This is a genomic window from Elusimicrobiota bacterium, assembly GCA_028718185.1.
In the GTDB taxonomy this organism is placed as follows: domain Bacteria; phylum Elusimicrobiota; class UBA8919; order UBA8919; family UBA8919; genus JAQUMH01.
Genome location: JAQUMH010000006.1, coordinates 83,493 through 108,632 on the forward strand (window position 1 = coordinate 83,493; position 25,140 = coordinate 108,632).

The 25,140-nt window shown below is 33.6% G+C and carries 25 protein-coding genes; 17 read left to right on the top strand and 8 right to left on the bottom strand.

Annotated elements, in window-relative coordinates:
• Positions 1-6: 6 nt before the first annotated feature.
• The 11 genes from PHE88_08765 to PHE88_08815 all read left to right on the top strand — a co-directional run bounded on the left by PHE88_08765 (position 7) and on the right by PHE88_08815 (position 9,989).
• Positions 7-888 (top strand): cation diffusion facilitator family transporter, encoded by an 882-nt coding sequence (locus PHE88_08765; protein ID MDD5687908.1) that lies wholly within the window; start codon positions 7-9, stop codon positions 886-888.
• A gap of 85 nt (positions 889-973) precedes the next feature.
• Entirely contained in the window at positions 974-1,639 is a 666-nt protein-coding gene (locus tag PHE88_08770; GenBank protein MDD5687909.1) for an HD domain-containing protein, read from the top strand.
• 2 nt (positions 1,640-1,641) lie between these two features.
• Positions 1,642-1,905 (top strand): potassium channel family protein, encoded by a 264-nt coding sequence (locus PHE88_08775; GenBank protein ID MDD5687910.1) that lies wholly within the window; start codon positions 1,642-1,644, stop codon positions 1,903-1,905.
• 24 nt (positions 1,906-1,929) lie between these two features.
• Positions 1,930-2,607: a TrkA family potassium uptake protein gene (locus tag PHE88_08780; protein MDD5687911.1), complete on the top strand. Its 678-nt coding sequence runs from the start codon at positions 1,930-1,932 to the stop codon at positions 2,605-2,607.
• Between the two features lie 157 nt (positions 2,608-2,764).
• The gene (locus tag PHE88_08785; protein ID MDD5687912.1) at positions 2,765-3,226 is read left to right on the top strand and encodes a hypothetical protein; all 462 of its coding nucleotides are present in this window, start codon (positions 2,765-2,767) and stop codon (positions 3,224-3,226) included.
• Positions 3,223-3,690 carry a DUF116 domain-containing protein gene (locus PHE88_08790; GenBank protein ID MDD5687913.1) on the top strand — a complete coding sequence of 156 codons (468 nt, stop codon included), beginning with the start codon at positions 3,223-3,225 and terminating at the stop codon, positions 3,688-3,690. The genes PHE88_08785 and PHE88_08790 overlap by 4 nt, the downstream gene beginning before the upstream one ends.
• A 180-nt stretch (positions 3,691-3,870) precedes the next feature.
• Entirely contained in the window at positions 3,871-4,956 is a 1,086-nt protein-coding gene (locus PHE88_08795) for a hypothetical protein (protein ID MDD5687914.1), read from the top strand.
• A 91-nt stretch (positions 4,957-5,047) separates the two neighbouring features.
• The gene (locus PHE88_08800; GenBank protein ID MDD5687915.1) at positions 5,048-5,890 is read left to right on the top strand and encodes a hypothetical protein; all 843 of its coding nucleotides are present in this window, start codon (positions 5,048-5,050) and stop codon (positions 5,888-5,890) included.
• Positions 5,891-5,980: 90 nt separating this feature from the next.
• Entirely contained in the window at positions 5,981-7,522 is a 1,542-nt protein-coding gene (locus PHE88_08805; GenBank protein MDD5687916.1) for a hypothetical protein, read from the top strand.
• 27 nt (positions 7,523-7,549) lie between these two features.
• Complete coding sequence (locus PHE88_08810) at positions 7,550-9,526, top strand: response regulator (GenBank protein MDD5687917.1); 1,977 nt, start codon at positions 7,550-7,552, stop codon at positions 9,524-9,526.
• A 76-nt stretch (positions 9,527-9,602) separates the two neighbouring features.
• Complete coding sequence (locus tag PHE88_08815; GenBank protein MDD5687918.1) at positions 9,603-9,989, top strand: response regulator; 387 nt, start codon at positions 9,603-9,605, stop codon at positions 9,987-9,989.
• Positions 9,990-10,014: 25 nt separating this feature from the next.
• Here the strand turns inward: PHE88_08815 and PHE88_08820 are convergent, their stop codons facing one another.
• From PHE88_08820 to PHE88_08845, 6 genes are all read right to left on the bottom strand, one after another.
• Positions 10,015-11,205: a sensor domain-containing diguanylate cyclase gene (locus PHE88_08820; protein ID MDD5687919.1), complete on the bottom strand. Its 1,191-nt coding sequence runs from the start codon at positions 11,203-11,205 to the stop codon at positions 10,015-10,017.
• Entirely contained in the window at positions 11,193-12,524 is a 1,332-nt protein-coding gene (locus PHE88_08825; GenBank protein ID MDD5687920.1) for a sensor domain-containing diguanylate cyclase, read from the bottom strand. Before PHE88_08825 ends, PHE88_08820 begins: the two co-directional genes overlap by 13 nt.
• Before the next feature lie 137 nt (positions 12,525-12,661).
• Positions 12,662-14,344: a DNA repair protein RecN gene (gene recN, locus PHE88_08830; protein ID MDD5687921.1), complete on the bottom strand. Its 1,683-nt coding sequence runs from the start codon at positions 14,342-14,344 to the stop codon at positions 12,662-12,664.
• Positions 14,345-15,130, bottom strand: coding sequence for an NAD(+)/NADH kinase (locus PHE88_08835; GenBank protein MDD5687922.1), 786 nt, complete (start codon positions 15,128-15,130; stop codon positions 14,345-14,347). It lies immediately after the preceding gene.
• 120 nt (positions 15,131-15,250) lie between these two features.
• Positions 15,251-15,892, bottom strand: coding sequence for a hypothetical protein (locus PHE88_08840; GenBank protein ID MDD5687923.1), 642 nt, complete (start codon positions 15,890-15,892; stop codon positions 15,251-15,253).
• 36 nt (positions 15,893-15,928) lie between these two features.
• Positions 15,929-18,115, bottom strand: a complete 2,187-nt coding sequence (locus PHE88_08845; protein ID MDD5687924.1) for a DNA internalization-related competence protein ComEC/Rec2 — start codon at positions 18,113-18,115, stop codon at positions 15,929-15,931.
• A 173-nt stretch (positions 18,116-18,288) separates the two neighbouring features.
• Between PHE88_08845 and PHE88_08850 the strand changes: the two genes are divergently transcribed.
• The 4 genes from PHE88_08850 (at position 18,289) to PHE88_08865 (ending at position 22,415) form a co-directional block, all read left to right on the top strand.
• Complete coding sequence (locus PHE88_08850; protein ID MDD5687925.1) at positions 18,289-19,902, top strand: PAS domain S-box protein; 1,614 nt, start codon at positions 18,289-18,291, stop codon at positions 19,900-19,902.
• A gap of 5 nt (positions 19,903-19,907) precedes the next feature.
• Entirely contained in the window at positions 19,908-20,273 is a 366-nt protein-coding gene (locus tag PHE88_08855) for a response regulator (GenBank protein MDD5687926.1), read from the top strand.
• A gap of 214 nt (positions 20,274-20,487) precedes the next feature.
• A complete protein-coding gene (locus tag PHE88_08860; GenBank protein MDD5687927.1) occupies positions 20,488-21,582 on the top strand; it encodes an AI-2E family transporter in 1,095 nt (364 codons plus the stop codon).
• 44 nt (positions 21,583-21,626) lie between these two features.
• Entirely contained in the window at positions 21,627-22,415 is a 789-nt protein-coding gene (locus PHE88_08865) for a nucleoside phosphorylase (GenBank protein ID MDD5687928.1), read from the top strand.
• Positions 22,416-22,460: 45 nt separating this feature from the next.
• Here the strand turns inward: PHE88_08865 and PHE88_08870 are convergent, their stop codons facing one another.
• Together PHE88_08870 and PHE88_08875 are read right to left on the bottom strand one after the other, a co-directional pair.
• Complete coding sequence (locus PHE88_08870; protein ID MDD5687929.1) at positions 22,461-22,763, bottom strand: hypothetical protein; 303 nt, start codon at positions 22,761-22,763, stop codon at positions 22,461-22,463.
• A complete protein-coding gene (locus PHE88_08875; GenBank protein ID MDD5687930.1) occupies positions 22,763-23,416 on the bottom strand; it encodes a sigma-70 family RNA polymerase sigma factor in 654 nt (217 codons plus the stop codon). The genes PHE88_08870 and PHE88_08875 overlap by 1 nt, the downstream gene beginning before the upstream one ends.
• 128 nt (positions 23,417-23,544) lie before the next feature.
• Between PHE88_08875 and PHE88_08880 the strand changes: the two genes are divergently transcribed.
• Both PHE88_08880 and aroB read left to right on the top strand, forming a co-directional pair.
• Positions 23,545-24,048: a shikimate kinase gene (locus PHE88_08880; protein MDD5687931.1), complete on the top strand. Its 504-nt coding sequence runs from the start codon at positions 23,545-23,547 to the stop codon at positions 24,046-24,048.
• 1 nt (position 24,049) lies between these two features.
• Positions 24,050-25,135, top strand: a complete 1,086-nt coding sequence (aroB, locus tag PHE88_08885; protein MDD5687932.1) for a 3-dehydroquinate synthase — start codon at positions 24,050-24,052, stop codon at positions 25,133-25,135.
• Positions 25,136-25,140 lie beyond the last annotated feature (5 nt).

Genomic DNA, 25,140 nt, shown 5'->3' on the forward strand with positions numbered 1-25,140 from the left:
ACAGTTATGATAGACGAAAGACAAATAGCAAGTCATGAAAAAAAGAAAGTTGCTCTAATATCGGTATTTGCAGCTATTTTTATTACCTGCTTCAAACTTTTTATCGGTTTATTGACTCATAGTTTGGGAATACTTTCAGAAGCGTTGCATTCCGGTTTGGATTTAGCAGCAGCAATTATCACTTTTTTTTCAGTCCGTATATCGGATAAGCCAGCCGACAGTGATCATAATTTTGGACATGGTAAAATTGAAAATTTTTCTGCGTTCATTGAAACAATATTATTATTAATAACTTGTGTCTGGATTGTTCATGAAGCAGTGCATCGTTTAATAACAGGAAAAGTAAGAATTGAAGTAAATATTTGGAGTTATATAGTTGTTTTAACATCTATAATAATTGATTATTCAAGGTCAAGAGCATTGTCTAAAGCTGCAAAAACATACAATAGTCAGGCACTGGAAGCAGATGCTTTGCATTTTTCAACTGATATATGGAGTTCGACAGTTGTATTAATCGGGTTGATATTTGCAAATTTTGGTTATTATTTAGCAGATTCAATAGCTGCACTATTTGTTGCTTTCATTGTTATATTTGTTTCTTTTCGTCTTGGAAAAAGAGCGATGGATGCGCTATTAGACAGGACCCCTACGACAATTTTAACAAAAATTGATGCTGCACTCAAAGGAATTCCGGAAATAACAAATTATCATGATATAAAAGTAAGAACAGCAGGGGCAGATACTTTCATTGAATTGAATATTCATGTCAAATCAAAATTAACTATAAAACAATCACACGAGATATCACACCGTGTTGAAAAAAAACTTCGTGATACTATAGAAAGATGTGATGTACATGTTCACACAGAACCAGAGATGCAGGAATAATGTGATTTAAGGTGAATATTTGGAAAATAAATTCATATAACTACAGAATATTGATTTTTTTGGTTTTAATTGATATAATAAAACTATGATTAAATTTTTTAAGAAGATTTTCCATAGCAAGAACTGGCCGCTTTACAGGCAAAATGAAGAAATTTATTTGGAAGTACTTTCCGCAATGGCAGAAGCGATTGAAGCAAAAGACCATTCTACAAGAGGTCACTCTGAAAGAATGGTCAAGTATGTAACTCATATCGGGAAGAATTTAGGGATGTCAAAACAGGAGTTGAAAGATTTGGAAATGGCTGCAATCCTTCACGATATCGGTAAAATAGGTATTGACAAATCTGTTTTTTTGAAACCAGGGAAACTAACCCCTGAAGAATATGAAATAATTAAAAAACATTCTACAATTGGTGCAAATATTATCAGTAGAGTAAGATTTCTTAAAGGTGCCGCAGAGTATGTAAAGCATCATCATGAACGGTATGATGGTAATGGTTATCCCGATAAGATTAAAGGAGATTTAATTCCTTTAGGCGCAAGGATACTTGCTGTTGTTGATTCCTTTGATGCTATGATGTCAGAACGTCCCTATAAAAAACCAATGACATTGGAAGAATCATTTATAGAACTTAAAAGAAATAGCGGTACTCAGTTTGATTCAAAAATAGTTGAAGAATTTCTAAAATACGATTTCCAACCTGACCTGCCTGAACTTAAAGAGGCAGAAAAACCAAATCCCCAGGTCTAACAATGTACAAGAATCTTATCCGCACAATACTAATCCTTATAATTGTTTTATTATTTGGGACACTCGGTTATGTGGTTATTGAAAAGTGGCAGTTTTTCGATGCACTCTACATGACCGTTATCACTCTTGCCACTGTCGGTTATAGTGAAACGCATCCGCTTTCTTTTCCGGGGCGTATTTTTACTATTTTTCTTATTTTGACAGGGATAAGTATCTTGCTTTATACTGTTTCATCAATTACATCATTTTTTATAGAAGGCGAATAAAGTCAGATTTTCAGGAGGAAAAAAATGTTAAAACAGATATCTCATCTAAAAAACCACTATATTATTTGCGGTGCAGGAAAGGTTGGGAGTCACATAATATCTGAATTAGCCAAAACAAAAAGAGATTTTGTGATAATTGATAATAATAAAGAATTGTTGAATAAATTTAGCGATTATCTATGTCTAAACGGTGATGCAAGTGATGAAAATGTTCTTAAAGAAGGGGGAATTGAAAATGCGGCAGGTCTTTTTGCCTCGCTTTCTACCGATGAAGAAAACATTTTTTTAATCATAACCGCACGTGAAATAAACCCGAATATAAAAATAATCGCAAAATCAGTAAAGGATACATCGGCAAAGAAACTAATAACAGCCGGGGCGACATCCGTAGTCCAGCCAAGCCTTATTGGCGGGCTGCGTATGGCATCGGAGATGGTTAGACCGACAGCAGTGTCATTTCTTGACATAATGTTAAAAGAAGGCAAAGGAGATTTGCGGGTTGAAGAAATTGAAGTAAAAAATACTGCTGTAAAAGTATTATCTGAAATACAAACACAAAAGACAGGAGTATTACTTCTTGCTATTGTATCAAAGTCCGGATATGTATTTAATCCGGCACAAAATACTGTTGTTCAGCAAGGTGATAAGCTTATAGTTATGGGGAATGCCGAACAGGTATCCGCACTAAAGAAGTTTTTATAAAATCAAGTTTTTTCACTTAACGATGTTTTTTAACGCTTAAAAAATCTAAAATTGCTAAACTCCTCGCTTTGCTCGTCAGACATAGCAATTTCTTAACGATTTTTTAAGCTAAAAACATCTAAATCGTTCAAAAACTGATTTTAACAAAAATATAGAAATGAAAATACTTTTAACTGTGATTTTCGCGGTCGCGATGGGTTATCTGGAATCGGCCGTTGTTGTTTATTTAAGGGAACTTTACTATCCTAACGGTTTCAAAATACTGGTAAAGGTTAAATTCCCGTTTATAAAATTCGGACAGGTTGAGGAACTAAAACCATTCGCTAAAAAATTAATATGGACAGAAATTGGCAGGGAATTCTCTACGATAGTAATGCTTCTTGTTTTTGCAATACTGCTCGGTAATTCGCTTATAACCTGTTTTGCATATTTTCTTTTAGCATTTGGTATTTGGGATATTTTCTATTATGTTTTTTTAAAGATAATATTGAACTGGCCGGAATCATTTAATACAACTGATATTTTCTTTTTGATTCCAACAGCATGGATTGGTCCCGTCTGGCTACCTGTTTTGTGTTCTGTAGTAATAATACTTGTTGCATTTTTAATACTTTTATGAACTATAAAAAATTTACGATTGAAAAGAACAAAAAATACTTTAAAATATTTTTTGGAAATAGTGTGGATAAAAAAATCATCTTTGTACCGCAATGTTTAAGAAATATTAAGAAATGCAAAGCTAAAGAATTTGGAAGTTACTATTTATGTGCTGAATGCGGCGGCTGTAAGATAGCCAAAATTGTAAAAGCAGCAAAAGATACCGGTTATTTGGGGGTAAGAATTTTAAAAGGCGGCAGCACTATCAGGAAAATGGTTAAAGAGCTGAATCCCAAAGGTATTTTAGGTGTTGCTTGCTATTTTGAAGGCACTCAAGGTATCAAGGAATGCGAAAAACATAAAATTCCTGTATATTTTTATCCTCTTTCCAAAGATGGATGCGAAGGCACTGACCTCAAATTAGACGGGCTTATAAAACTAATAGAGAAAAATAAAGAAATTGTCCAAAAATCTAAAAACATCTAATGGCTCGAACTTACCGATTTATAGCAGGTTTCCAATAAAGTATTGCACTAACACCTTGAACTTAAAACAACCCCTTTTTTACTTGACAGAATTGTAAAATATTCATATAATCAATAATGTGTGTAAAATCAAATGAAAATTGATTAGTGGAGCGTTGTCGTTATTCACAGGAGGTTTTAAATGACTGAATTAAAAACTGGCGGGAATCTGGGAGAGTTGAAAAAAACTATTGAGAAAAACAGATCAGAATGGAAGCAGATTGTTGCTACAAAACAGCAGGAATGGCAGAAAAAACTGAAAGAAAAAAGCGATGAAATGATTGTGCTTAATTCTAAATCGACATCGAAAGAGACTGAATTATTGACGCAAGTTCATAAGATAGATGGGGATATTTCTGCTATGGATTTTGAGAAAAATAATCTTATAACCAAGAAAAATAAATTAAAAGAAGATTTGATGTTTATACAAAATGAAAGAAAAAAACAAAAGGAAAAACTGCACGAATCGACCGTGATTACTATGAGAGGTGAGGTAGTACGAAGACAAGAAGAAGTAAATAAAAAGTTTCGTGAAAATGAAATGAAATGTGAAATAAGTAAACTTCACATTCAGGAATTAGAATCACAGGTTACAGAATTAACCAATAGATTGGCTGATGACAAAAAACGATGGCAGGAAGTCGTAAGGATGAAGGGTGACGATTTCGTATCACTTAGGGATGAACTTGTCAATAAAGTTAAGATGTCGCAAAGTGAATATAAAGAAGAAGAAAAAGAAGTGCAAACAATGAAAGGTATTCATCAGGATGTTGAAAACAAGGTGAAGGAGAAAGAAAGGCAATTTAGGGAAAGAGAGGCAAAATGGCGGGACCAATTGACGTCGATGGAGAATGAAATTAATAAACTAAAACGCGAATTTGAATCAAAAGTAAAAATACATCAAAAAGAAATTTTGACGAGAGAAAAAGATCTTGAGGCGCTTCAGAAAGAAATGGATAGGTTTATTGAAGAATTAGCAGGCGGGGTCGGGGTAAAGTTCGAAAGTAAATCAACAGAAATAAAAGAAGATAAAGTAAAAGAAAAAGTAGAGAAAAAAGTAGAGGAACAAGCAGTACAAAAAGAAATACCTGTACTGGAAGAGCCCAAATTTATTGCATCGGTGGTATCGGTTCCTGAAAAAACCAAATTGGTTGATGAAAATAGTGAAGTTAAGACAGAAGAAACGCCAATAAAAAGATCATTTTGGAGTAAATTGTTAGGAAAATAAAGAAAACGCGAATAAACGCTAATCAAACGCAGATATTCGCGAATAATTCGCGTTACATTCGCGATCATTCGCGTATCTTATAGGGGGAAACATGGCAGATTTGAAATTTGATGAAAAAATGGCGGAATTCAGGAAAACCATATCGGCTAACAAGGCAGCTTGGCAGTCAATTTTGGAGAAAAACGAGCAAAAACTGCAAAAGCAATTAGAAGAAAAAGACAAACAAATATCCGAGATTAAAACAAAATATGTGCAGATGGAAGTCGATTTAAATGCTGACATTCAACGGAAACAAAAAATTCTCGATGTCACTAAAGATGAAATAAAAAATTTCAACGCGGATATTAGTGTGTTAATTAGAAAAGTAAGCGAAGAAGAAAGGACCATGAAAGAAGAAGAAAAATCACGAGAGGAAGAAATAAAGAACATACAAAGAGAAATAGAACAGGTGGGAGTAGATGCCGGCAAAAGAAACCATGAACATGAAGAAGAATGGGAATTAGTAGATGCAAAAGAAAAAAACCTAGTAGACCAATCGAAGGTGTTGCTGAGTCGTTTGGGTGAAGAACAGATACACTGGGAAGAATTGTTAAAAATGAAAGAGCAGGATTTCATAGCTATAAAAAATGAACTTGAACAACGGCTTAAAGAGTGGCAATCTGAATATCATAAAAAGGAAGAGGAAGTTCTTTCATTTAGAAAAAACAGGGAAAAACTGGAAATTCATTTAACCGAGCTTGATGAAATATCAAGTTCCCAGGAGATAAAAGTCAGGGAGCAGATATTAATAAAACAAGATGAAATCAATACTTTGAAAAGAGATCTTGCTACAATGGAAGCGGCAAATATGGAAGAAATTAAAGACAAAGAATTAGCAGTTGAGGCGCTTAAACAAGAAATAGAAAAATTCTTAGGTGTTGTGCCGAATAATTAAAGGCAGGTAAAGGGGTGAGCCAGATAAAGAAAGACAAAAATTCTCTACCTCTACCTACATTTTTTCTTTACCTGTCTTTGAGGTGATATTATGGCTAATCAATCTGATCATAATAAATGGGCAGATGAGATTTTTAATAATGCATTAAATCAAGCGCAGGCAAAAGGTTTTCGTATCCTTGATGACAATGTGAATGAATCAATTATTAAAAGCAAAGAAGAAGAAATTATTAATCTCAGGGATTCTTTAGAAGAAATCAAAAATACCCTTAAGCAGGAATTGCAGAATGTAAAGAAAAAACTTGTTGAACGTGAAGATGAACAAAGACCAAAAGAATTTAGGGATTTGCAGGCGACTAAGGCACGTTTGGAAACTGCTTTAAAACATTTAAAAAATAAATTAGAAATAAAGCAGGTGGAAATTGAGGAAAAAGAAAAGAAATTTACTGAATTATTAAAAGAAAAGTTAGATGAAAAAACTAAAGATTTGAAGAAATGGCATGAAATGGAGAGTTTTAATTTAACAGAAAAAATAAAAGCACAAAATGGAGAAATAGAAGATCTTAAATCGCATGTCAAACAATGGCAAATGGAGACAAAGAGGAGAGAAGGGGAACTTATCCTGGCGAAGGAAACGTTAGAAAAAGAAAGGGAGCATTGGTTAGAATCGGTCAGGGTAAAAGAAAATGAAATTAGAGGTTTGAAAAGTTATATATCCCAGAGAGAAGAAGAGATAGAGAAGAAGAAAAGAGATATTTCAGATTTAGAGTTTCAGATGGCGCAGAGATTAGGTGAAGCAAAAGAAAAAGAACTAAAATTAGTTGCTGCAAAGGAACATTTAGAAAAGGAAATAGAATTATTGAATAACATAATGGAAGATGAAAAAAGCCCGATAATAAAAGCAGGGATGATAAAAAGAGAAGCTCGCATTAAAGCAGAGCAATATAAAAAAGAAGAAGAGCTCAAAGTGGTTAAACAACAGCTTGAGGATTTCCGAATAAAATCACAAAATGAAAAACTTCTCTGGGAAGAAAAACTGAAAAATAGTGAAGGGGAGATAAAACGTCTGAATTCGGAAGTTGAGCAAAAAGAGAAAAGGCTTGGTTCTGTTGAAGCATCACTTGATAAAGAAATAAAAACCAGAAGAAACGGGGAAGAAGAAAAAAATTTGATGAAGTCGCAAATAATACTTAATGAAGCAGAATTAAAAGCAAAGCATGTTGCAGGTCAACAGGACTTAGTTGCAATTAAGGTTGCTTTGGAAAGAGAACGCGAGGAATTAAAAAAAAGAATGGCAGAAGAAAGAATATATTGGCAAGAGCGTGTTAAGCAGATTTCTTCAGGTGAAGCTGAAATGCAGAAGAATCTGAAATCACTGCAAAAAGAATACGACGGGATAGAACAAAAATTGCTCGCCTATGAAAGAGAATTAGTTTTAGAAAAAGAGAAACATAAAACATGGGAAGAATTAAAAGAAGCCCAGTTGAAAACAGAATATCAAAAAAAGATTCAACAACTTGAAGAACAGGAAGCAAAGTGGAAAGAAGAAAAAATAGATGGACTATACCGTGAAATGGAATTGGAAAATAAAGAACTTGAAAAAGGAATTACTGAAGAAGAAACAGAAAAATAAAACAAACTTAACCATAGCTGCATTGTTATGAGAAGAATTTTAGTTGTCGATGATGAGCAGGAAGTAAGAGAATCGCTTCGTTTTGAGTTAGGGAACCGTGGTTTTGATGTTGTAACTGCAGAAAGTGGGAAAGAGTGTCTTGCAAAAGTAAATAATGAAAGATTCGATTTAATCCTTCTTGATTTACAAATGCCAAGGCTTGGCGGATTACAAACACTTGCAGAGATAAAAAAAACTAAATATGATACAGACGTGATTATGATGACAGGGAATGCTACTGTAGAAACTGCTTTGGAAAGTATTAAAATAGGTGCATTTGATTATGTTATCAAACCGTTTAATTTTGATGAGTTAACAGATAAAATAGATAAATGTCTGGTAAGAGAAATTGTAGAAAAACAAAAGATTTTGGTAGTTGATAATGATTCATCTTCAGCAGATTTTCTTGTAGATCTTTTGACATTAGAAAAATTTAAAGTTGTTGTAGCAAAAGACGGCAAAACAGCAATTGAAAAAGCGATAGAGTTACAGCCCGATTTAGTGATAATGGATATAATGCTTCCCAGTATGAACGGTTGGGAAGTGGCAAAAGTATTAAAGGATAATAATAAAACCGCGCATATACCCGTAGTTATTTTTACCGCTCAGAAAACAGGAATAAAAAACGAAATTGCCTCTCTTAAATTAGGTGTTGAAGATTATATCACTCGTCCTTGTGATACCGATGTTTTGCTTGGCAAAATAAGAAATACTTTGCACAAGACAGAGAAGATAAAAGACTTGAAAGAAACGGTTGCTTTATACGAGATTACACAAGCAGTTGGTTCTTTAATGGAGTTAGAGGAGCTATTGAATCTGGTTTTGAAGTTAGCAGTTGAAATAAGTGATTCAGACGGGGGTTCTTTATTGCTTTATTATCCGGAGAGCAAGGAATATGAAATAAAGACAATATACGGAGAATTTAGCGAGAACATTATTGGAAGACGTATTAAAGTGGGTGAAAGAATTATTGGCAGTGGTGTTATAGAAAAAACCCCGATGGTTATACATGGTCACCTGAAAGAAGATCCGCGGTTCAAACATCTGGAGGAATATAAAGAAGTAAAATCTGCAATGATACTTCCAATGGTAGTCAGGGGAACATTAATCGGTTATATTAACTTGAAGAGAACGAAAAACGAAAAAAAATTTACAATCAGAGAAACCAATTTATTGTCTGTGTTTGCTTCACAATCAGGACTCTCTATTGAGAATACTTCTTTACACCAACAAATAAAAAAACATGTAGAGGAATTGGAGCAAAAGGTCCAGGAAAGGACGCGGCAGCTACTAATGACAGAAAAATTGCGTACAATGGGTCAGGTAGCAACAAATATTGCCCACGAGTTCAAAAACTATCTTGCTATTATTAAAATGAGTGTTGAATATTGCCTGCTGAAATTACCATTAGACGAAAAAGTAAGAGCCCAGTTAAAAACTATTCTTGAAAATGAAGAACTTGCGTATCAGTCAATAAAAAATTTGTCGACATTTTCCAAACCGGCAGAAATAGCTTTTCAGCCGCAGCAAGTCAGTGATATCTTGGATGATGCTTGTCGATTTCTGGAAATTAGATTCAGACAACAAAAAGTAAAACTTAATAATAAATATAATGGTAATAATATGCCTCTTGTACTGGTTGATAAAACCTATATTCAATCAGTGTTTATTAATTTGCTTATTAATTCCTTGCAAGCAATAAGTATTGGCGGTGAAATTAAAATTGAAACAAGCGGTATGCAGGATAAAAAGATGGTTGATGTTACAATTACCGATACCGGTTGTGGAATTCCAGATGACAAACTTAAGAATATATTTGAGCCGTTTTTTACAACAAAGATGGATGGGTCAGGGTTGGGACTGGCAATTGCAAAGCAGATAGTTGAACATCACAGCGGGAAAATTAATGTAAAAAGTGAACAAGGGAAAGGCACTGCAGTTATAGTATCTTTGCCGATAGCATAATGAACATAGAACTAAAGCAGAACAAGACACGGAACTGGCACGGAAATAGTTCAGTGGTATTTAAAGGAGAAATATAATGGGACAAAAAATTTTAATTATTGATGATGAACCTGCAATTTTAGGAATTTTGAGTGATGTGTTGACCAGCGAAGGTTACACTGTTAACGCAGCAAGCGATGGAGAAACAGGTATTGAAAAAGTAAAAGAGTTTAATCCCGCTCTTATTATTTTAGATGTAGTTCTTCCCGGTATTAACGGTTTTGAAGTTTGTAAAATATTGAAAGAAGACCAGCAGACTAAAAATATTGCTATAATTATATTAACAGGCATATCAACACTTGCAGAACATAAACAGAAAGCGTTCCAATTGGGTGCTGATGATTACTTAACAAAACCGTTTGGTATGAGTGATTTACTTGAACGGATAAAGAAACTTATTACCGGCCAAAACAACCAAAAATGACAGCTAAAAGATGTTTTGTAAAGCTCTACTCTTCGAATTCTGTTACTTTGTTCCTGCCGGTTTCCTTGGATTTATAAAGTGACATATCCGCTTTGTGGAGGACTTCGTTTGCAGTTAAAGCATCTTTAGGGTAGTGTGCAATACCGAAAGATGAGGTAACTTTTAATTTTTCTAAACCTGCAAGAATTTCTGTTTCTTCAATTTTTTCACGAATCTTTTCAGCTTTAATTTTTATACCTGCCGGGTCTGTTTGCGGAAAAATTACCACAAATTCTTCACCGCCGTATCTTGCCGCAAAATCAGTCTCGTAAATAGAATTTTTTAAGATTCCGGTAACTGTTTTTAATACCAAATCTCCTGCCTGGTGACCGTACGTATCATTAACTTTCTTGAAATGGTCGATATCCATCATTAAAATTGAAAACCTTCCGTTCCATCTTTTTGCCCTGAATTCTTCTTCTTTTAACCTTTCATTAAAATATCCGCGGCGATATAATCCCGTAAGACCGTCCGTGCGTGACATTGCCTCAACCTTTGAGTATAAAATAGCCCGTTGTACTGCTAAAATGAGCTCTTCCACAAACGCTGCTATTTCATCGAAAAATTCTTCGTCCTTTTCGTATAACGGAGGTATTTTTGTTGAAATAATTCCCAGCGATTGTTCACCTATAAATAGGGGTACATGGATTATACCATTAGAAATAGTCTGAGTTTTGATATTTTCGTCAATGCGAACCGGGAGTCCTTTCTGAAAGTTTTTATTACCTTCAAATATTTTCAGGTTTACATCTTTTATATTGAATTGCTCATCTAATGATTTTGCAATCAGGCCAAACATTTTTTCTAAATCTACATACGCTGCTATGTTTTTTGATAATTCGTAGATATGTAAAATATTTTTAATTGTTTTTTCATTTCTAAGAAGTTCCAATTTTGTTTTGCCTGATTCTCCTTTTACAAGTGCAAGTTTTCCCGTAAGATTACTCAATTCTTTATTGAAATTTCTTCTGCTGGAAGCCAATTGTTTATAAAACTTTTCTATAACAAGTTCGACAAGGCATAAAGTCAGAATTACGGAAATAGTAGAAAGAGGTGACGGGTGGAAAAACACTGTAAATATTATTGACAATATAGCTGCTAATCTTGATAATATTATTCCAAATTTATATCCTATAATAAATACTAATAATGGTAAAAAATATATTATTCTTTCCATATAGTTCTGTTTCTCCCTGACATTTTAGCTTTATAAAGTCTTTCATCTGCCCTGCGGATAAGCTGATGATGTTCGTTAGCATCATCAGGATAAGATGAAATTCCCAGAGAGACGGTAACGGGTTGTCCTTCTATTGTTTCCTTTTGAAATTCGGTTCTTATGGTTTCCGCAATTTTCACACAAACATCTTTTGATGTTTCCGGTAATATGACAGCAAATTCTTCACCGCCATAACGTGCAACAACATCCGTTTCCCGGCAAACCTGCTTCAAAACATGTGAAAATTGTTTTAAAACTTCATCTCCCTTTTGGTGTCCATAAGTGTCATTAAACTTCTTAAAATGGTCAATATCACAGAGAATTAAACAAAGAAGTGTTTTAAACCTTGAAGCTCTTGTCATTTCTTCTTGTAATCTTTCGTCAAAAAATTTGCGGACATATACGCCGGTTAAGCCGTCTATAATTGAAAGTTCTTTTGTTTTTTCTAGCAGTGTAAGATTTTCTACCGTCATTTCAGCGACATTCACCAATATTGAAATTATAGACATATCTTCTTGTGTAAATCTGTTTTCTTTATCAGAATCCAGCCGTACAATTCCGATAATATTTTTGTCGCTTAATAAAGGGACTGCTATAACGGATTTTGTAGCTTTTGGAATTGCAGTATATTCAAAACGGTAATCTTTTATAGTATTTTGAATCAACAGTGAAGATCTTTTCCTGACTACCCAGGCGTCAAACGTATCAGGCGGTCTATCGTCACTGGGAAGAAATGTCGTAAAGCGGGTGTCGTTGCAATTTAATATTTTTTTTATAATTGTTAAAAGTTTTACTTTCAAATCAGGCAAATTTGTGACTTTTATTATTTCCTTAGTTGCAAGTGTAAGATTTTTGTATTGGGCAATTCTTCCCGAAACTTTTTCTAAATTGCTTCTATTTGATAAAAGTTCTTTTCCCATATTTTCAATTGCGGAAGAAATATCTGCAAGTTCACGGTTGTTTGAAGATTGCTGATATTTTGCCCTGTCATTAAGAAGGTGAATAAGCCAGATGATAGCCCATATGGAAGCTATCTCACCTAAAAGGACAAGTCTTCCGGAAGCATTGGTAAAATTCATTCCGAGGAGTCCCGTTACACTTGTTAAAAGTGCAACAAGGTCCGTTATAAGTGATTCAACAAAAAATGAAGAGGCGAATATTAATAAAATAAAAAATGAAAATATATCAATCGTTTTGTTCTGGAATATTAACAAAAGTGAAGATATTCCAAGAAAAGCAGTAAGAATTATAACAGGTCCGGTTGTTTTTTTTGATATCATATAATAGGTATTTACTTACCCCTCATCTTTCATCTTCTCCCCACGGGGTAGAAGATACTTAATTTTCCATCCTCTCCCTTGCGGGGAGAGGAAAGAGGTGAGGGGTGATTATAAGACTTTTAACATGTAAGTCTTATTCACATTGTAGTTTCTTTTATCAATTCTTTTGCATGCTTTATAGAAATATCGGTATTTTTTTCGCTACCAAGCATTCTTGAAATTTCGTTAACTTTTTCTGTTCCTTCGAGTTTTTGTACTGAAGTTACCGTTCGCTCACCGGATACGTTTTTTGATATATGGAAATGTATTGCCGAAAACACTGCAAGTTGAGGAAGATGTGTAATACAGAATATCTGGTGATTTTTAGAAAGTAATTTTAACTTTTTGCCGACGACTTTACCCATATATCCTGAAAGGCCGGCATCTATTTCGTCAAAAATCAGCGTGGGTGTTTTATCAGCTTTGGCAAGAACTGTCTTTATGGCAAGCATAATTCTTGACATCTCTCCGCCGGACGCTACCATTTTCAGCGGTTTTAAATCTTCACCGACATTTACTGCAATCCGGTATTCGATTTTATCAATTCCATTTGACTTGAATTTATAGGTACCGTCAGCATCTTTTTCATCTTCTACAGAAATTGAGAATTTTGATTTCGGCATACCGAGTTCAAAAAGTTCCTTCTCAACTTCTTTAGAGAGTTTTTTTCCGGCTACAGTTCTTTTTTCAGAGAGTTCAACAGATGATTTTTTAAGTTTTGTTTCAGAGGATTTGAGTTCCTTTTCCATTTCTAATATATTTTCATCTGCTTTTTCAAAAAATTCTATCTGCTTTTTTATATTGTTAGCGTAATCCAGGATTTCTTTAACTGTCGGGGCATATTTTTTCTTAAGTTTTTTAATCAATTCAAGTTTAACGATGATATCCTCAAGTCTTTTAGGGTTAAATTCAATATTATCCTTATATTGGCGAAATGTATCGGCAATTGATTTTATTTCATCCAATGTTTTGTTAATAGTTTTCGTATTTTCATTTGTAGATGTATCTATTAGTGAGAGATTTTCTATTGCCTTTTTTGCAATACCTAATTTTTCAATTGCCGAACCTTCTGAATCGTATAATAACGAATATATTTCCTGCGCGTAATTGAACAGTTTCTCGGCATTATTTAAACGGTTAAATTCGTTTTCCAGACCGGTTTCATCAGTTTCAGAAAGCTTTGCATCTTCAATTTCTTTCAGCTGATATTTATAAAGGTCAAGTTTTTGTAAACGGTCTTTTTCAGAATTTTTTAACTCATCTAAATTGCTTCTGAGTAACGTGAACTTTTCAAATATACTGCCGACAGCCGTTTTTAATGCTTCAAGGTTCCCGTAACTGTCAAGCAATTCTCTTTGACTATCGGTTTTTATAAGTGTTTGGTGTTCATGTTGACCGTGGACATCAACAAGTACGGTACCTATTGTTTGAAGCATTCCTACTGTTGCAGGAGCGCCGTTAACAAAACATTTTGTTTTGCTATCATTAGTGATTTCCCGCTTGATAATAAGCATATCTTCAGAAGATATGCCGATAGCAGATAATAACTTTTTTACTTGCGGCAGATTTTCAATATTAAAACTTGCTGTCAATTCACAACTTGATGAATTTTTTCTGATTATCGATGAATTTGCCCGTTCGCCGAGTATAAGTCCTAATGCATCAATAATTATGGATTTTCCGGCACCGGTTTCACCGGTCAGAATATTGAGACCATTCCCGAAATTAATAGTCAAATCATCAATAATCGCGTAGTTTTTTATTATAAATGTCTGTAACATTTACCGCTTGCCCCAATTAAATTTTTTTCTAAGGAGTTCAAAATAATCACTTTTGCCAAAAGTAATTAGTTTTGCAGGTATTTTAGATTTTTGCACCTTAACAATATCCCCGATAGATAAGGTTAAATCAATTTGCCCGTCAACTGACAGCAACACATCGTTATGGTTTGAATTTATTTCAGCAGAGATAAGGCAATCATCAGGGATAATTACCGGTCTTTGTGTTAATGTGTGAGGGGCAATCGGAGTAATAATAATATTTTTTGTATTTGGATGTACAATCGGTCCGCCTGCTGAAAGTGAATATGCTGTTGAACCGGTTGGGGTAGAAATAATAACACCGTCACCGATTATTTCGGTAACAAAATTTTGATTAATAATTAATTTCAGTTTTATAACCCGGGCAGTTTTACCGTTTTTTATAACGGCATCATTTAAGGCGACAGAACGTTTTATCATTTTTTGTTTACGAAAAACTTCAATTTGAAGCATATTTCTTTCTTCAATTTTATAATTTCCGGAAATAATATTTTTTAACGCTGAAAATACATTTTTTACATCTGTTTCATTAAGAAACCCCAGCTTGCCGAGATTGACTCCAAAAAGAGGAATATTCTTGGACGCAAACTCTCTTGCAGATTTTATCATCATTCCGTCACCGCCGAGAATTATAGCAAATTTCAATGTATCTGAGATTTTTTGCTTTTTAAGCCAATTTGCTATTTTCTTAGAAAATTCAACCGCTTTTGATTTTTCCTTATTTGCAAGAATTATAATGTTTTTCATAATCTCTCCCGAATATCAGTTAGTAATGTTGTTTTTATAATTTTTTACAACTTTGTTAAAAAATCATCGCGAGAAGTCCCGTACAAAAAATGTGTGGGATAAACTTCGCGACAAAGCAATCTAATCTGTAAACTTAAAAGTAGCCAATATTTGCTCAAGAATTTTCCAAATTTTTTTCACATTATATTCTTTAACTGTTCTTTCAACATAAACACCCATATTAGTCGAATGGGTAAATAATTGTATTTCATAACAATATTGCTTATGGATAGTTCGATAAATATCTGTAGAAGAAATTTGACTCATTCCTCCTTCGGTCCAAGAGCCAGTGTGAAAAACAATACCATTAATTTTTTTCGCTTTTTTTAAAACTACATCCCAACCATCTTCATCATCTTCTTCTTCACCTTGTATTGACAATCCTGATGGATCTGTATACTTTAGACATTTTGTTAAATATTCAGTACTGATACAAACAGCAAAATAAGCTTCCCCTAAGTTAGTGCCTGTATATTCGGATCCTGGAAAACCAATAATAATTACAGGTGTTGCATTTATAAAAGAATTAAAACTGAAATTGGCATCCCCATCTTGTAATATAAAATTTTTTGGATATTTAACTTCAAAACCATATTTTTCATTCCGATAAGTATTCCATTCATCTATTTTATCTTTGGAAATAGTATTTTTCGCTAAAGTTTTTCCTGTTAAAATACTAACAAAAAAGATTATCACCACTACTTTTTTAGAAATATCCTTCATATTTTTCTCCACATACCAAAACATTCTATTAAAAACTTAATCTAAAATTATCATTTCCATTGGTGCATCTATTAGTGTTTCTTTTAGATTACAGGTTTTACCGTTAGTGTCAATAATTATAGTCCCGGAATTAGCTGTTGTAAACAATTTATATCGTTTTAATTGTTCAAGTACTTTCAGGGAAGCAGCATTTGTTGATATTATAGCAAATTCCGGTGAAATTTGTAATAGGAAATCATGGGAAAGTTTCTTTTTACCATGGTTTGGAACAAGTAAAATATTTGAAGCTGTGGGTTTTTTAACAAGTGTCTTTTGTGTTTTCATAGAAATATCGCTGCATAACAAAATTGAAAATTCGTTGTAAAGTAAACGTAATACCATGGAATTAGCATCGTTATTTTTAGAAATTATTTCAGGATTTAGTATATTTATGTTAACCTTCCCGATTTCAAGTATTTTTGGTTTCGAAATTCTTTCAAACGGTATTTTTTTACTATTTATTATTTCCATTAATTCTGAGTATTCACTTTCTTCCGATATTGCAATGATTGTTATAAATTTTTTGATTTTAAAATTTTTACAAACAGCAATTAACCCTTGGTAGTGATTTATGTGCGGATGGGTCAGTATTACTGTGTCAATTTTAGTAATTCCTTTATTCCATAAAAAGGGCGAGATAATTGTTTCGCCGATATCATATTTTTTTTCCCAGTTACCGCCGCCGTCAATGAGCATGTTGGAGCCATCCGGAAATTCGCAGAAAACTGCATCCCCCAAGCCTACATCTAAAAATGTTACTGAAAGATTATTTTTATTTCGCAGGGAGTTATTAAAAAAAGAGGAGATTATTAAAACTGTAAGTGCAATAATTACAAGCCATTTCCATAAATAGTTCCTCATTTTTGGAATTCCTATAATAACAAGGTAAAAAATAATAAGGAAAAAGATACTTGGTGTTGGTGTTCTTATTGTAGAATGGGGGATATTGGCAAAAAAATCAATCATATATATCATAAATGATATTATTCCACCTGTAATTTTTGCAACAATAATTAATAACTGAGTTCCTATCAGACTTGTTAAATATAATATGAAACCCGCTGCAAGTAAAACTCCGATTAATGGCAATATAATAAGATTAGAAATTATTGCTATTAACGAAACTTTGTTGAAATAATATGCCAGTACCGGAGCGATTGCTATCTGGGCTGATAAAGATGCAAAAAAAATGCTTAAAAACCAGTTAAAAATACCTGGAAGCTTTTGCATTTGAAGTGCAGATTGAAATTTTGGATAGAGATAAACTATTCCAATTGTCGCCACAAAAGACATTTGGAAACCTGCTTCAAACAAAGTAAGAGGATTGTAAATAAGAATTATTAATGCTGCCAAAAAAAGGCCCTGGTAAACATCTGCATTCCTTGATAAAAGCATAGCAAGGATTACAGTAAGTGTCATTATTGTTGCTCTTACAACAGGCGGATTTCCGCCGGTAATCATCGTGTAAAGCAGAATTATAGGAATCAGCAGTCCAAAGGCAAATTTCTTTTTAAGTTTAAAAATATTTCTAAATATCCAGAAGAATATCACAGCAACAAAAGCGACATTGGAACCGCTTGCAACAAGAACATGCATGACGCCTGCATCAACAAATATTTTTTGGATATACGGGGTTAGCCCGGACCTTGCACCTATAGTTATTCCCGAAAGTACTGCCGCTTGCTGTGGCAGAAGATTTTTATAATAAGATGCCAGAATTTGCTTTCTTAATTTTAACGATAATTGCCATAGATATGACGGGTTTCTTCCTATAACATTAACATTTTCTTCATTATTTACAGATAATGTTGCATAAATTTTTTTCCTGAACAAATATTTTTTGTAGTCGAAAGCACCTAAAACTGATGATGGATTTGGCTTGAAAAATTTACCTGTGATATCAATTATATCTCCATATGAAAGATCAATTTTATCAGTATAGATATTAACTAAAATTTCCCCTTTTGTAGCATTATCGTTTATTTTTTCTGTTTCTAAAATAAAAGATGTCCTATTATTGATTTTCTCAGGTTCAGTATTAATTTTGCCTGTAATTTTAACAGTATTTCCAACTGCTTGTCGTGCTATATTGTCAGATGGAATTTTGTTAAGAACTCCAAGTGTATCAAGCAGAACGATTATGATAATATACAAAACAGTTATTACAATTAAAGGTCTTTTCATGATTTTTACCTGCCATCAGGTAGGAATGCGGACAATTTTACTATAAAAACTCATCTTTAGCAAATGATTCTATTGCTTTTATTGGTTGAAAATTAACTAAAAATATGTAGAATATGAACGGATTAACAGAATATAGCTTTTTGGTGAAAAGGAGTGGTTTTTAAGGTCGTCAAATGAAAGACAAAGAAAAAACAAAAAATCAACTTATAAATGAAATTGAACAACTGCGTCATCAGGTTTCTAAACTAAAAATGTCGAAATTTGGGAAAATAAAAACAGTATATAATTTAAATAAGAATGAAAAAAAGTATATGCATCTTTTTGAAAGTGCAGTTGATACGATTTTAATAGCAGATGTAAAAACAGGAATAATATTGGATGCAAATAAAAATGTTAAATCGTTAACAGGTTATTCAAAAAAGGAAATTATAGGCAGTAATCGTTCTAAATTACATTCTCCGGATAAATTAAAGTATTATCATCAACATTTTTGCGAGCATATTAAAAAAGGCATGGTTTTCGATAATGAAGCAGAGATTGTTAGAAAAGACGGAACTACTGTTCCGGTAAGTATAAATGCACATGTAATAAAAATTGGAGATAAAAAAGTAATTCAGGGGATATTTCGTGATATTACTGATCGTAAGAAAGCAGAGAAAAATATAAGGGAAAAAGAAGAGAAGTACCGGACACTTTATGAAAGTTCTAAAGATGCAATAATGACTCTTGCTCCGCCGGATTGGAATTTTACAACCGGCAATAATTCTACAATATCTATGTTCAGAGCGAAAAATGAAAAAGAGTTTACTTCAAGAAAACCATATGAACTTTCTCCGCGGTATCAACCGGACGGCAGGTTATCAATGGAAAAAGCACTTGAAATGATACAAATAGCAATGGAAAAAGGTTCTAATTATTTTGAGTGGATGCATAAAAGGATAAACGGCGAAGAATTTCCTGCAACTGTTTTACTTACAAGAGTAGAAATTGGTAATAATAAATATTTACAAGCTACCGTAAGGGATGTTACTGAATACTATAAAATAGAAAAAGAAAAGGAATCATTAAATCAGCAACTTATCCAGTCTGAGAAAATGGCCGGGATTGGTATTCTGACAGCCGGAGTTGCACATGAATTCAATAATGTACTTCAAATAATCAATAGTAACATAGAATATGCAAAAAGAATAGAAAATATTAATAATATCAGGGAAATTATGGATAAAATATTAACTACTAGTGACAGAGGCAGTAAAATTATTAAAAATTTATTTACTTTTGCAAGACAAAAATCACATCATGTAGAAATGAGTAATATTATTGAATCTATCGAAGCTGTATTATCAATAGTGGAAAGGCAACTATCCAGACAAAATATAAAGATAGTTAGAAAATACGGCAAGATACCACACATTAGTTTTAATATATCAGAGATGCAACAGGTATTTTTGAATTTAATAATAAATGCCCGTGATGCTATGTCGTTTGAAGGTGGTAAGCTGGAAATAAGTATCAGGCAAGCTAATAAAACTATTGAAATAAAATTTAGTGATACCGGGCAAGGAATAAAAAAAGATAATATCAACAAAATATTTGACCCGTTCTTCACTACTAAGGGTATACTTGGTGGTGGAAAAATGCCCGGACACGGTGAAGAAGGGACGGGACTTGGATTGCCGGTTTCACATGGTATTATTAAAAGGCATGGCGGGAGCATTACAGTTGAAAGCGAAGAGGGAAAAGGGACCATCTTTACCATAAAATTACCTGTTAAAAATAGGAACTGAACTCGATGGTTAAATTAAAAAAAATTCTTATAGTAGATGATGAAAAAGAATTCTGTGAATTATTAGTGGAATTATTACATATTGAAGGTTATCATTCAAAGTATGCATTAAACGGGCAAAGTGCCATAAAACTATGTAAATCTGGAAGGTTTGATATTATATTTATGGATTTGCTTATGCCGGGCATTCATGGGGATGAGTTATTAGATAAAATAAAAAAAATATCGCCTAAAACAAAAGTTTTTATTATAACAGGGCGGTGGTTAGATGAAAACAATAAAAAGAAACTTGTACAAAAAGGGATATCCGGGTATTTGGAAAAACCGTTTCAGATAGAAAAAATATTAAAAATACTCAAAAAGTTAAAATAATGATTCTTCGTATTATATTGTTGAATCTGAAATAGGTTTTATAATTTTTAAGGAATTAACTCAAAATTCTCATTCTCCTAAGGGGAGGGGATAAAAGGTTAGGAGGTATCTCAGGTTTAATGTTTTAACTATTCATTACAATTTACCACAAGCGTGTAAACCGCTTGTGGCAAGCACTTTACACATTACACATTTAATTAAGGGAGGAGAATAAATGGAAAAAAAACCAAGCATCTTAAAAGAGAAAAAGTTCAGCAAATATTTTTTACTGATAACGTTCATTTTGTCCTTTTTAGTTTTTTTAAGTATGATAAAAGTATTTATCCTGCCGATAATTATTGCCGTAATAATTGCGACTTTAAGTTACCCTTTATATAAAATAACCCTAAAACTAACAAGAAACAGGCAGACCTTTGCATCCCTGTTAAGCTGCCTGATAATACTGATGGTGATAGTTGTGCCGCTAATTTTTATTTTTAACCTTGTGATAGTTCAGAGTATTGAGTTTTATAGTACTACAGGAAAAGATGTAGACGGGTTGATTCAAAAAGGCAGTGTTGGAATAATCCAGGGAATTATGAATTCATCTATAGGCAAATATCTGTCAGCGTATAGTATAAAAATTGAGTGGAAACCCCTTTTGGATAAATTTATATTTTTTTTAAACTCTGCAATAGTAAGAAATATAAGCAAATCTTCACGGGCAACAGTGGGTATAATATTTGATTTATTTATCACAATGTTTTCACTGTTTTATTTCTTACGGGACGGGAAAAGCATGTTGTCTAAAATTAAAGATGTAATACCTCTCAGTGATGAGTATAAAGACAGGATAATATCCAGGTTTTATGCTATGACAAATATTACAATTAAGGGAATACTTTTTATAGCTTTCCTGCAAAGCGTTTTTGCAACAATAACTTTATGGATTTTTGGAATAAAGGCATGGTTGTTATGGGGAATAGTGATACTCATACTTTCTCCCATCCCTTTTGTAGGTACCGGTGCAGTACTGATACCTGCCGGTATCATAAAGATAATTAACGGCAATCCCGGTCAGGGTATAGCGATAATAATTATAAGCGTACTCTTTATTTCTATGATAGATAATATTCTCAGACCCAGGATAATAGGGCAGAACGCCGGTATGCATGATTTATTAGTGTTTTTTTCTATGATTGGAGGGATTGTTACTTTCGGTCCTGCCGGGTTGATAATAGGACCTCTTATAGCTGCGATTTTCCTTACTATTCTTGAAATATATAAAATTGAGTTCTATTCACAAAGCGAGCAAGAAAAGGAAGAATAACCGGGTAATCCGGATAATTGTAATCGCGTAAGCAAAGGATTTTAATGAAAAAAGGAAAAGAGTATCACATAACTTTAGGCAAGGGTGATGTTGGAAGGTATGTTTTGTTACCGGGGGACCCGGGAAGGGTACCTCTTATTGCAAAGTCTTTCGAGAATGCAAAAGAAATGGCTTTTAACCGTGAATACAGGACATTTACCGGAAATATTACAGGTTTTGACGGTAAAAAAATAAAAGTATCTGCAACTTCAACCGGTATCGGTTGTCCTTCAACAGCGATTGCAGTTGAGGAATTGATAAAAATCGGCGCAGATACATTTATAAGGGTTGGTACTGCCGGTTCTCTTCAAAAAAATGTTAAACTTGGCGATATTGTTATCTCAACAGCATCTGTTCGTGAAGAAGGTACTACTCGTCAGTATGTTCCGCTGTCATATCCGTCCGTTGCCGATTTAGAAGTTACGAATGCACTTATTGAAGCAGCAGCAAAATTAGGTTTTAAATGGCATGCCGGGATTAATCATTGTAAAGATGCTTTTTATACTGAAAATGCGAAAGATTTACCTTTATCAGATTATAACGAACAGATGTGGAAAACATGGTGCCGTTCAAATGTTCTGTCAACTTCTATGGAATCTTCTGCAATTTTTGTTATTTCGGCAATTAGAAAAGTTTATGCCGGTGAAGTACTTGCAATTATCGGTTTAACATATTCAGACAAGCCGATTATAAGAAAAGTTGGAATAGAAGAAGCAATAAAAACAGCAATTGAAGCGATAAAGATTTTAGATAATAAAAGAAAAGCAGGTAAATGTTGCTGTTGTTGCGGGTAATGAAATGACTCCAAACCCGCCAACGGCTCCTTGCCCGCCAAAGATTCAGTAGAGGGAGTGGTGGGAAACGATCTTGCGGTGAAGCCGCTTGGTTGGTTTCTTTCTCATTTTAACCGGTTTTTTTGTATTTTCAATGTTTTCAATTGTTTGTATTATGCGGTAGTGAAGTATCCTTGGAACTTGCTGCATTTCAATCTGGTGACATAACTCTGCTGTTTTCCTGAATGTATTTAAAAAGTGACAGCAGAACTCATCTTCAAGATTTTCTTCAAAATCTTCAATCAAGTCAAAATCCATTTCATCGTCCATGAAATCAGATAATAATAGTAAAAATCTTTCCAAATCCATTAGTGTCCTCTAAAATACTTCGAAAGTTCAGCGACTAAAAACAATCGTGCCCTGTGGAGCCGCGATTTTATTGACGGAAGCGAAATCCTTAATATCTTTTTAACTTCATCATTTGTCATTCCTTCAACATCTCTTAAAACAAGTACATCCTTATATTTTTCCGGCAAAGTATTTATTGCTTTGTTTAGACGGTTTTTTAGTTCAGTGTTTTCTAAATTTGCCAACGGGTTTTTTGACCAGTCGTCTATAAATTCTCTTTTTATCTCTCCTTTTGAAGTAATGATAGGAGTATCAATAGAGACAGTATGAACGACTTTCTTCTTCCGCCGTTTCATTAGGACCAAATTGACTGCAATACGGTAAAGCCATGTCGAAAACTCGGAATTTCCCTTGAAGTGACTTATCTTTTGCCATGCAGCTAAAAATGTTTCCTGTAAAAGATCTTCGGCAACAGTCCTTCTGCCTGTCATATTAAGTAATAAATTATAGATTTTTAGCTCATGCTTTTTAATTAGTTGCTCAAAAGCACGGGTATCGCCATTTTTTGACTTTGAAATTAGAAGTTTTTCGTTTAAGTCCATTTGTTTAGATGCAGTTTTTATTATATAGATACAGAAATTATTTGGTTCTTCCTTAATTATATATAAATACATTGACAATTCAAGGTATTTTTTATAAAATGACACTGTTGAAAAATTTCAACAGTGTCACCCCGAACTTGTTTCGGGGTCTAGGTTATTATCGGTAAATGGTATTTTTTCAATGGGCTTAAAATTAAAAAATGAATATTATTTTAACCGGCTTTATGGCGACTGGCAAAAGTGACGTAGGCCGTGAAATCGCCCGGCTTTTGAAGATGAAATTTGTTGATACGGATGTCCTTATTACAGAAAAAGCCGGCATGAAAATATCTGATATTTTTTCCGAAAAAGGGGAAAAATATTTCAGGGATATTGAATCCGAAATTGCCAAAGAAGTCGGCGGTTATGACAATTATGTAATTGCCACAGGCGGTGGTATTGTTCTAAGGCAGGAGAATATTGATAATTTAAAGAGAAACGGTAAAATAATAAATCTAAAAGCATCAGTTGAAAAAATTTTAGAAAGGGTATCTAAAAATTCTGATAGACCGCTTCTTAATGTTGGAGATAAAAAATCCGAAACAGAGAAACTCCTGTATATAAGAACACCGCATTATGAAAAATGTGATTTTTCGTTCGATACAACAGATACGACACCTAAAGAAGCTGCAAAGAGAATTATAAAGAAGATGAGTAGTGTTTAATATGAAAATAGTTGAAGTAAAACTTGGTGAGAGGACTTATCCGATACATGTCGGCGTATCTTTGACAAATCTTGGCGATTGTCTGAAAGAAAAAGACTTTTTCGGCAAAGTGCTTATAATAACAAATACAACCGTTAATAAGCTTTACGGGGATATGGTGACTGATAGCGTGTCACGTGCAGGTTTTGAAACATTCATTACAAAGATTCCTGACGGTGAAAAATACAAAACGCTTGAAACAGTTAATAATCTTTATCAGGTGTGTATGGATAAACACCTCGAAAGGAGTTCGACTATAGTAGCGCTTGGCGGCGGGGTGGTGGGAGATATAGCCGGGTTTGTCGCTGCAACTTTTATGCGCGGGCTTCCTTTTGTCCAGGTGCCGACAACTTTACTTTCACAAGTAGATTCTTCTATCGGTGGGAAAGTCGGAGTTAATCACCCGAAATCAAAAAATATGATAGGAGCATTTTACCAGCCGGCATTGGTTTATACTGATATTTCAACCTTAAAAACACTTCCGGAAAGAGAGTTTAACAGCGGGCTTGCAGAAGCTATTAAGTACGGGATTATAAGAGACAGGAAATATTTTACTGTTCTGGAAAGAGACCTTATAAAAATTAAGTCACTTAACCTTGAAAGGGTTGAATATACAGTATGGAGAAGCTGCCAGATAAAGAAATGGGTGGTTGAATTGGATGAAAAAGAAACGGGTTTACGCGCAATATTGAATTTCGGTCATACAATAGGTCATGCAATTGAGGCAGCGACTAATTATCAGGAATACCTGCATGGTGAAGCAGTTTCAATAGGAATGGTTTGTGCTGCCAAAATTGCAAAAGAAATAAGTTTACTCAATGACATGTGGACTCACAGGATTGAAAAAATATTGACCAGGGCAGGGCTTCCGGTAACACATAGTTTAAATACTGATAAAATCATTGAAAAACTTATTTATGACAAAAAAGTATTGGATAAAAAAGTCAGATTTGTGTTGCCCGATGGCCGTCCCGGCAGGACTGTCTTAAAAGACGATATCCCTGATGAAATAATAAAAAAAGTCTTAGAAGAACAAAAAGGAGAATAGTTTTG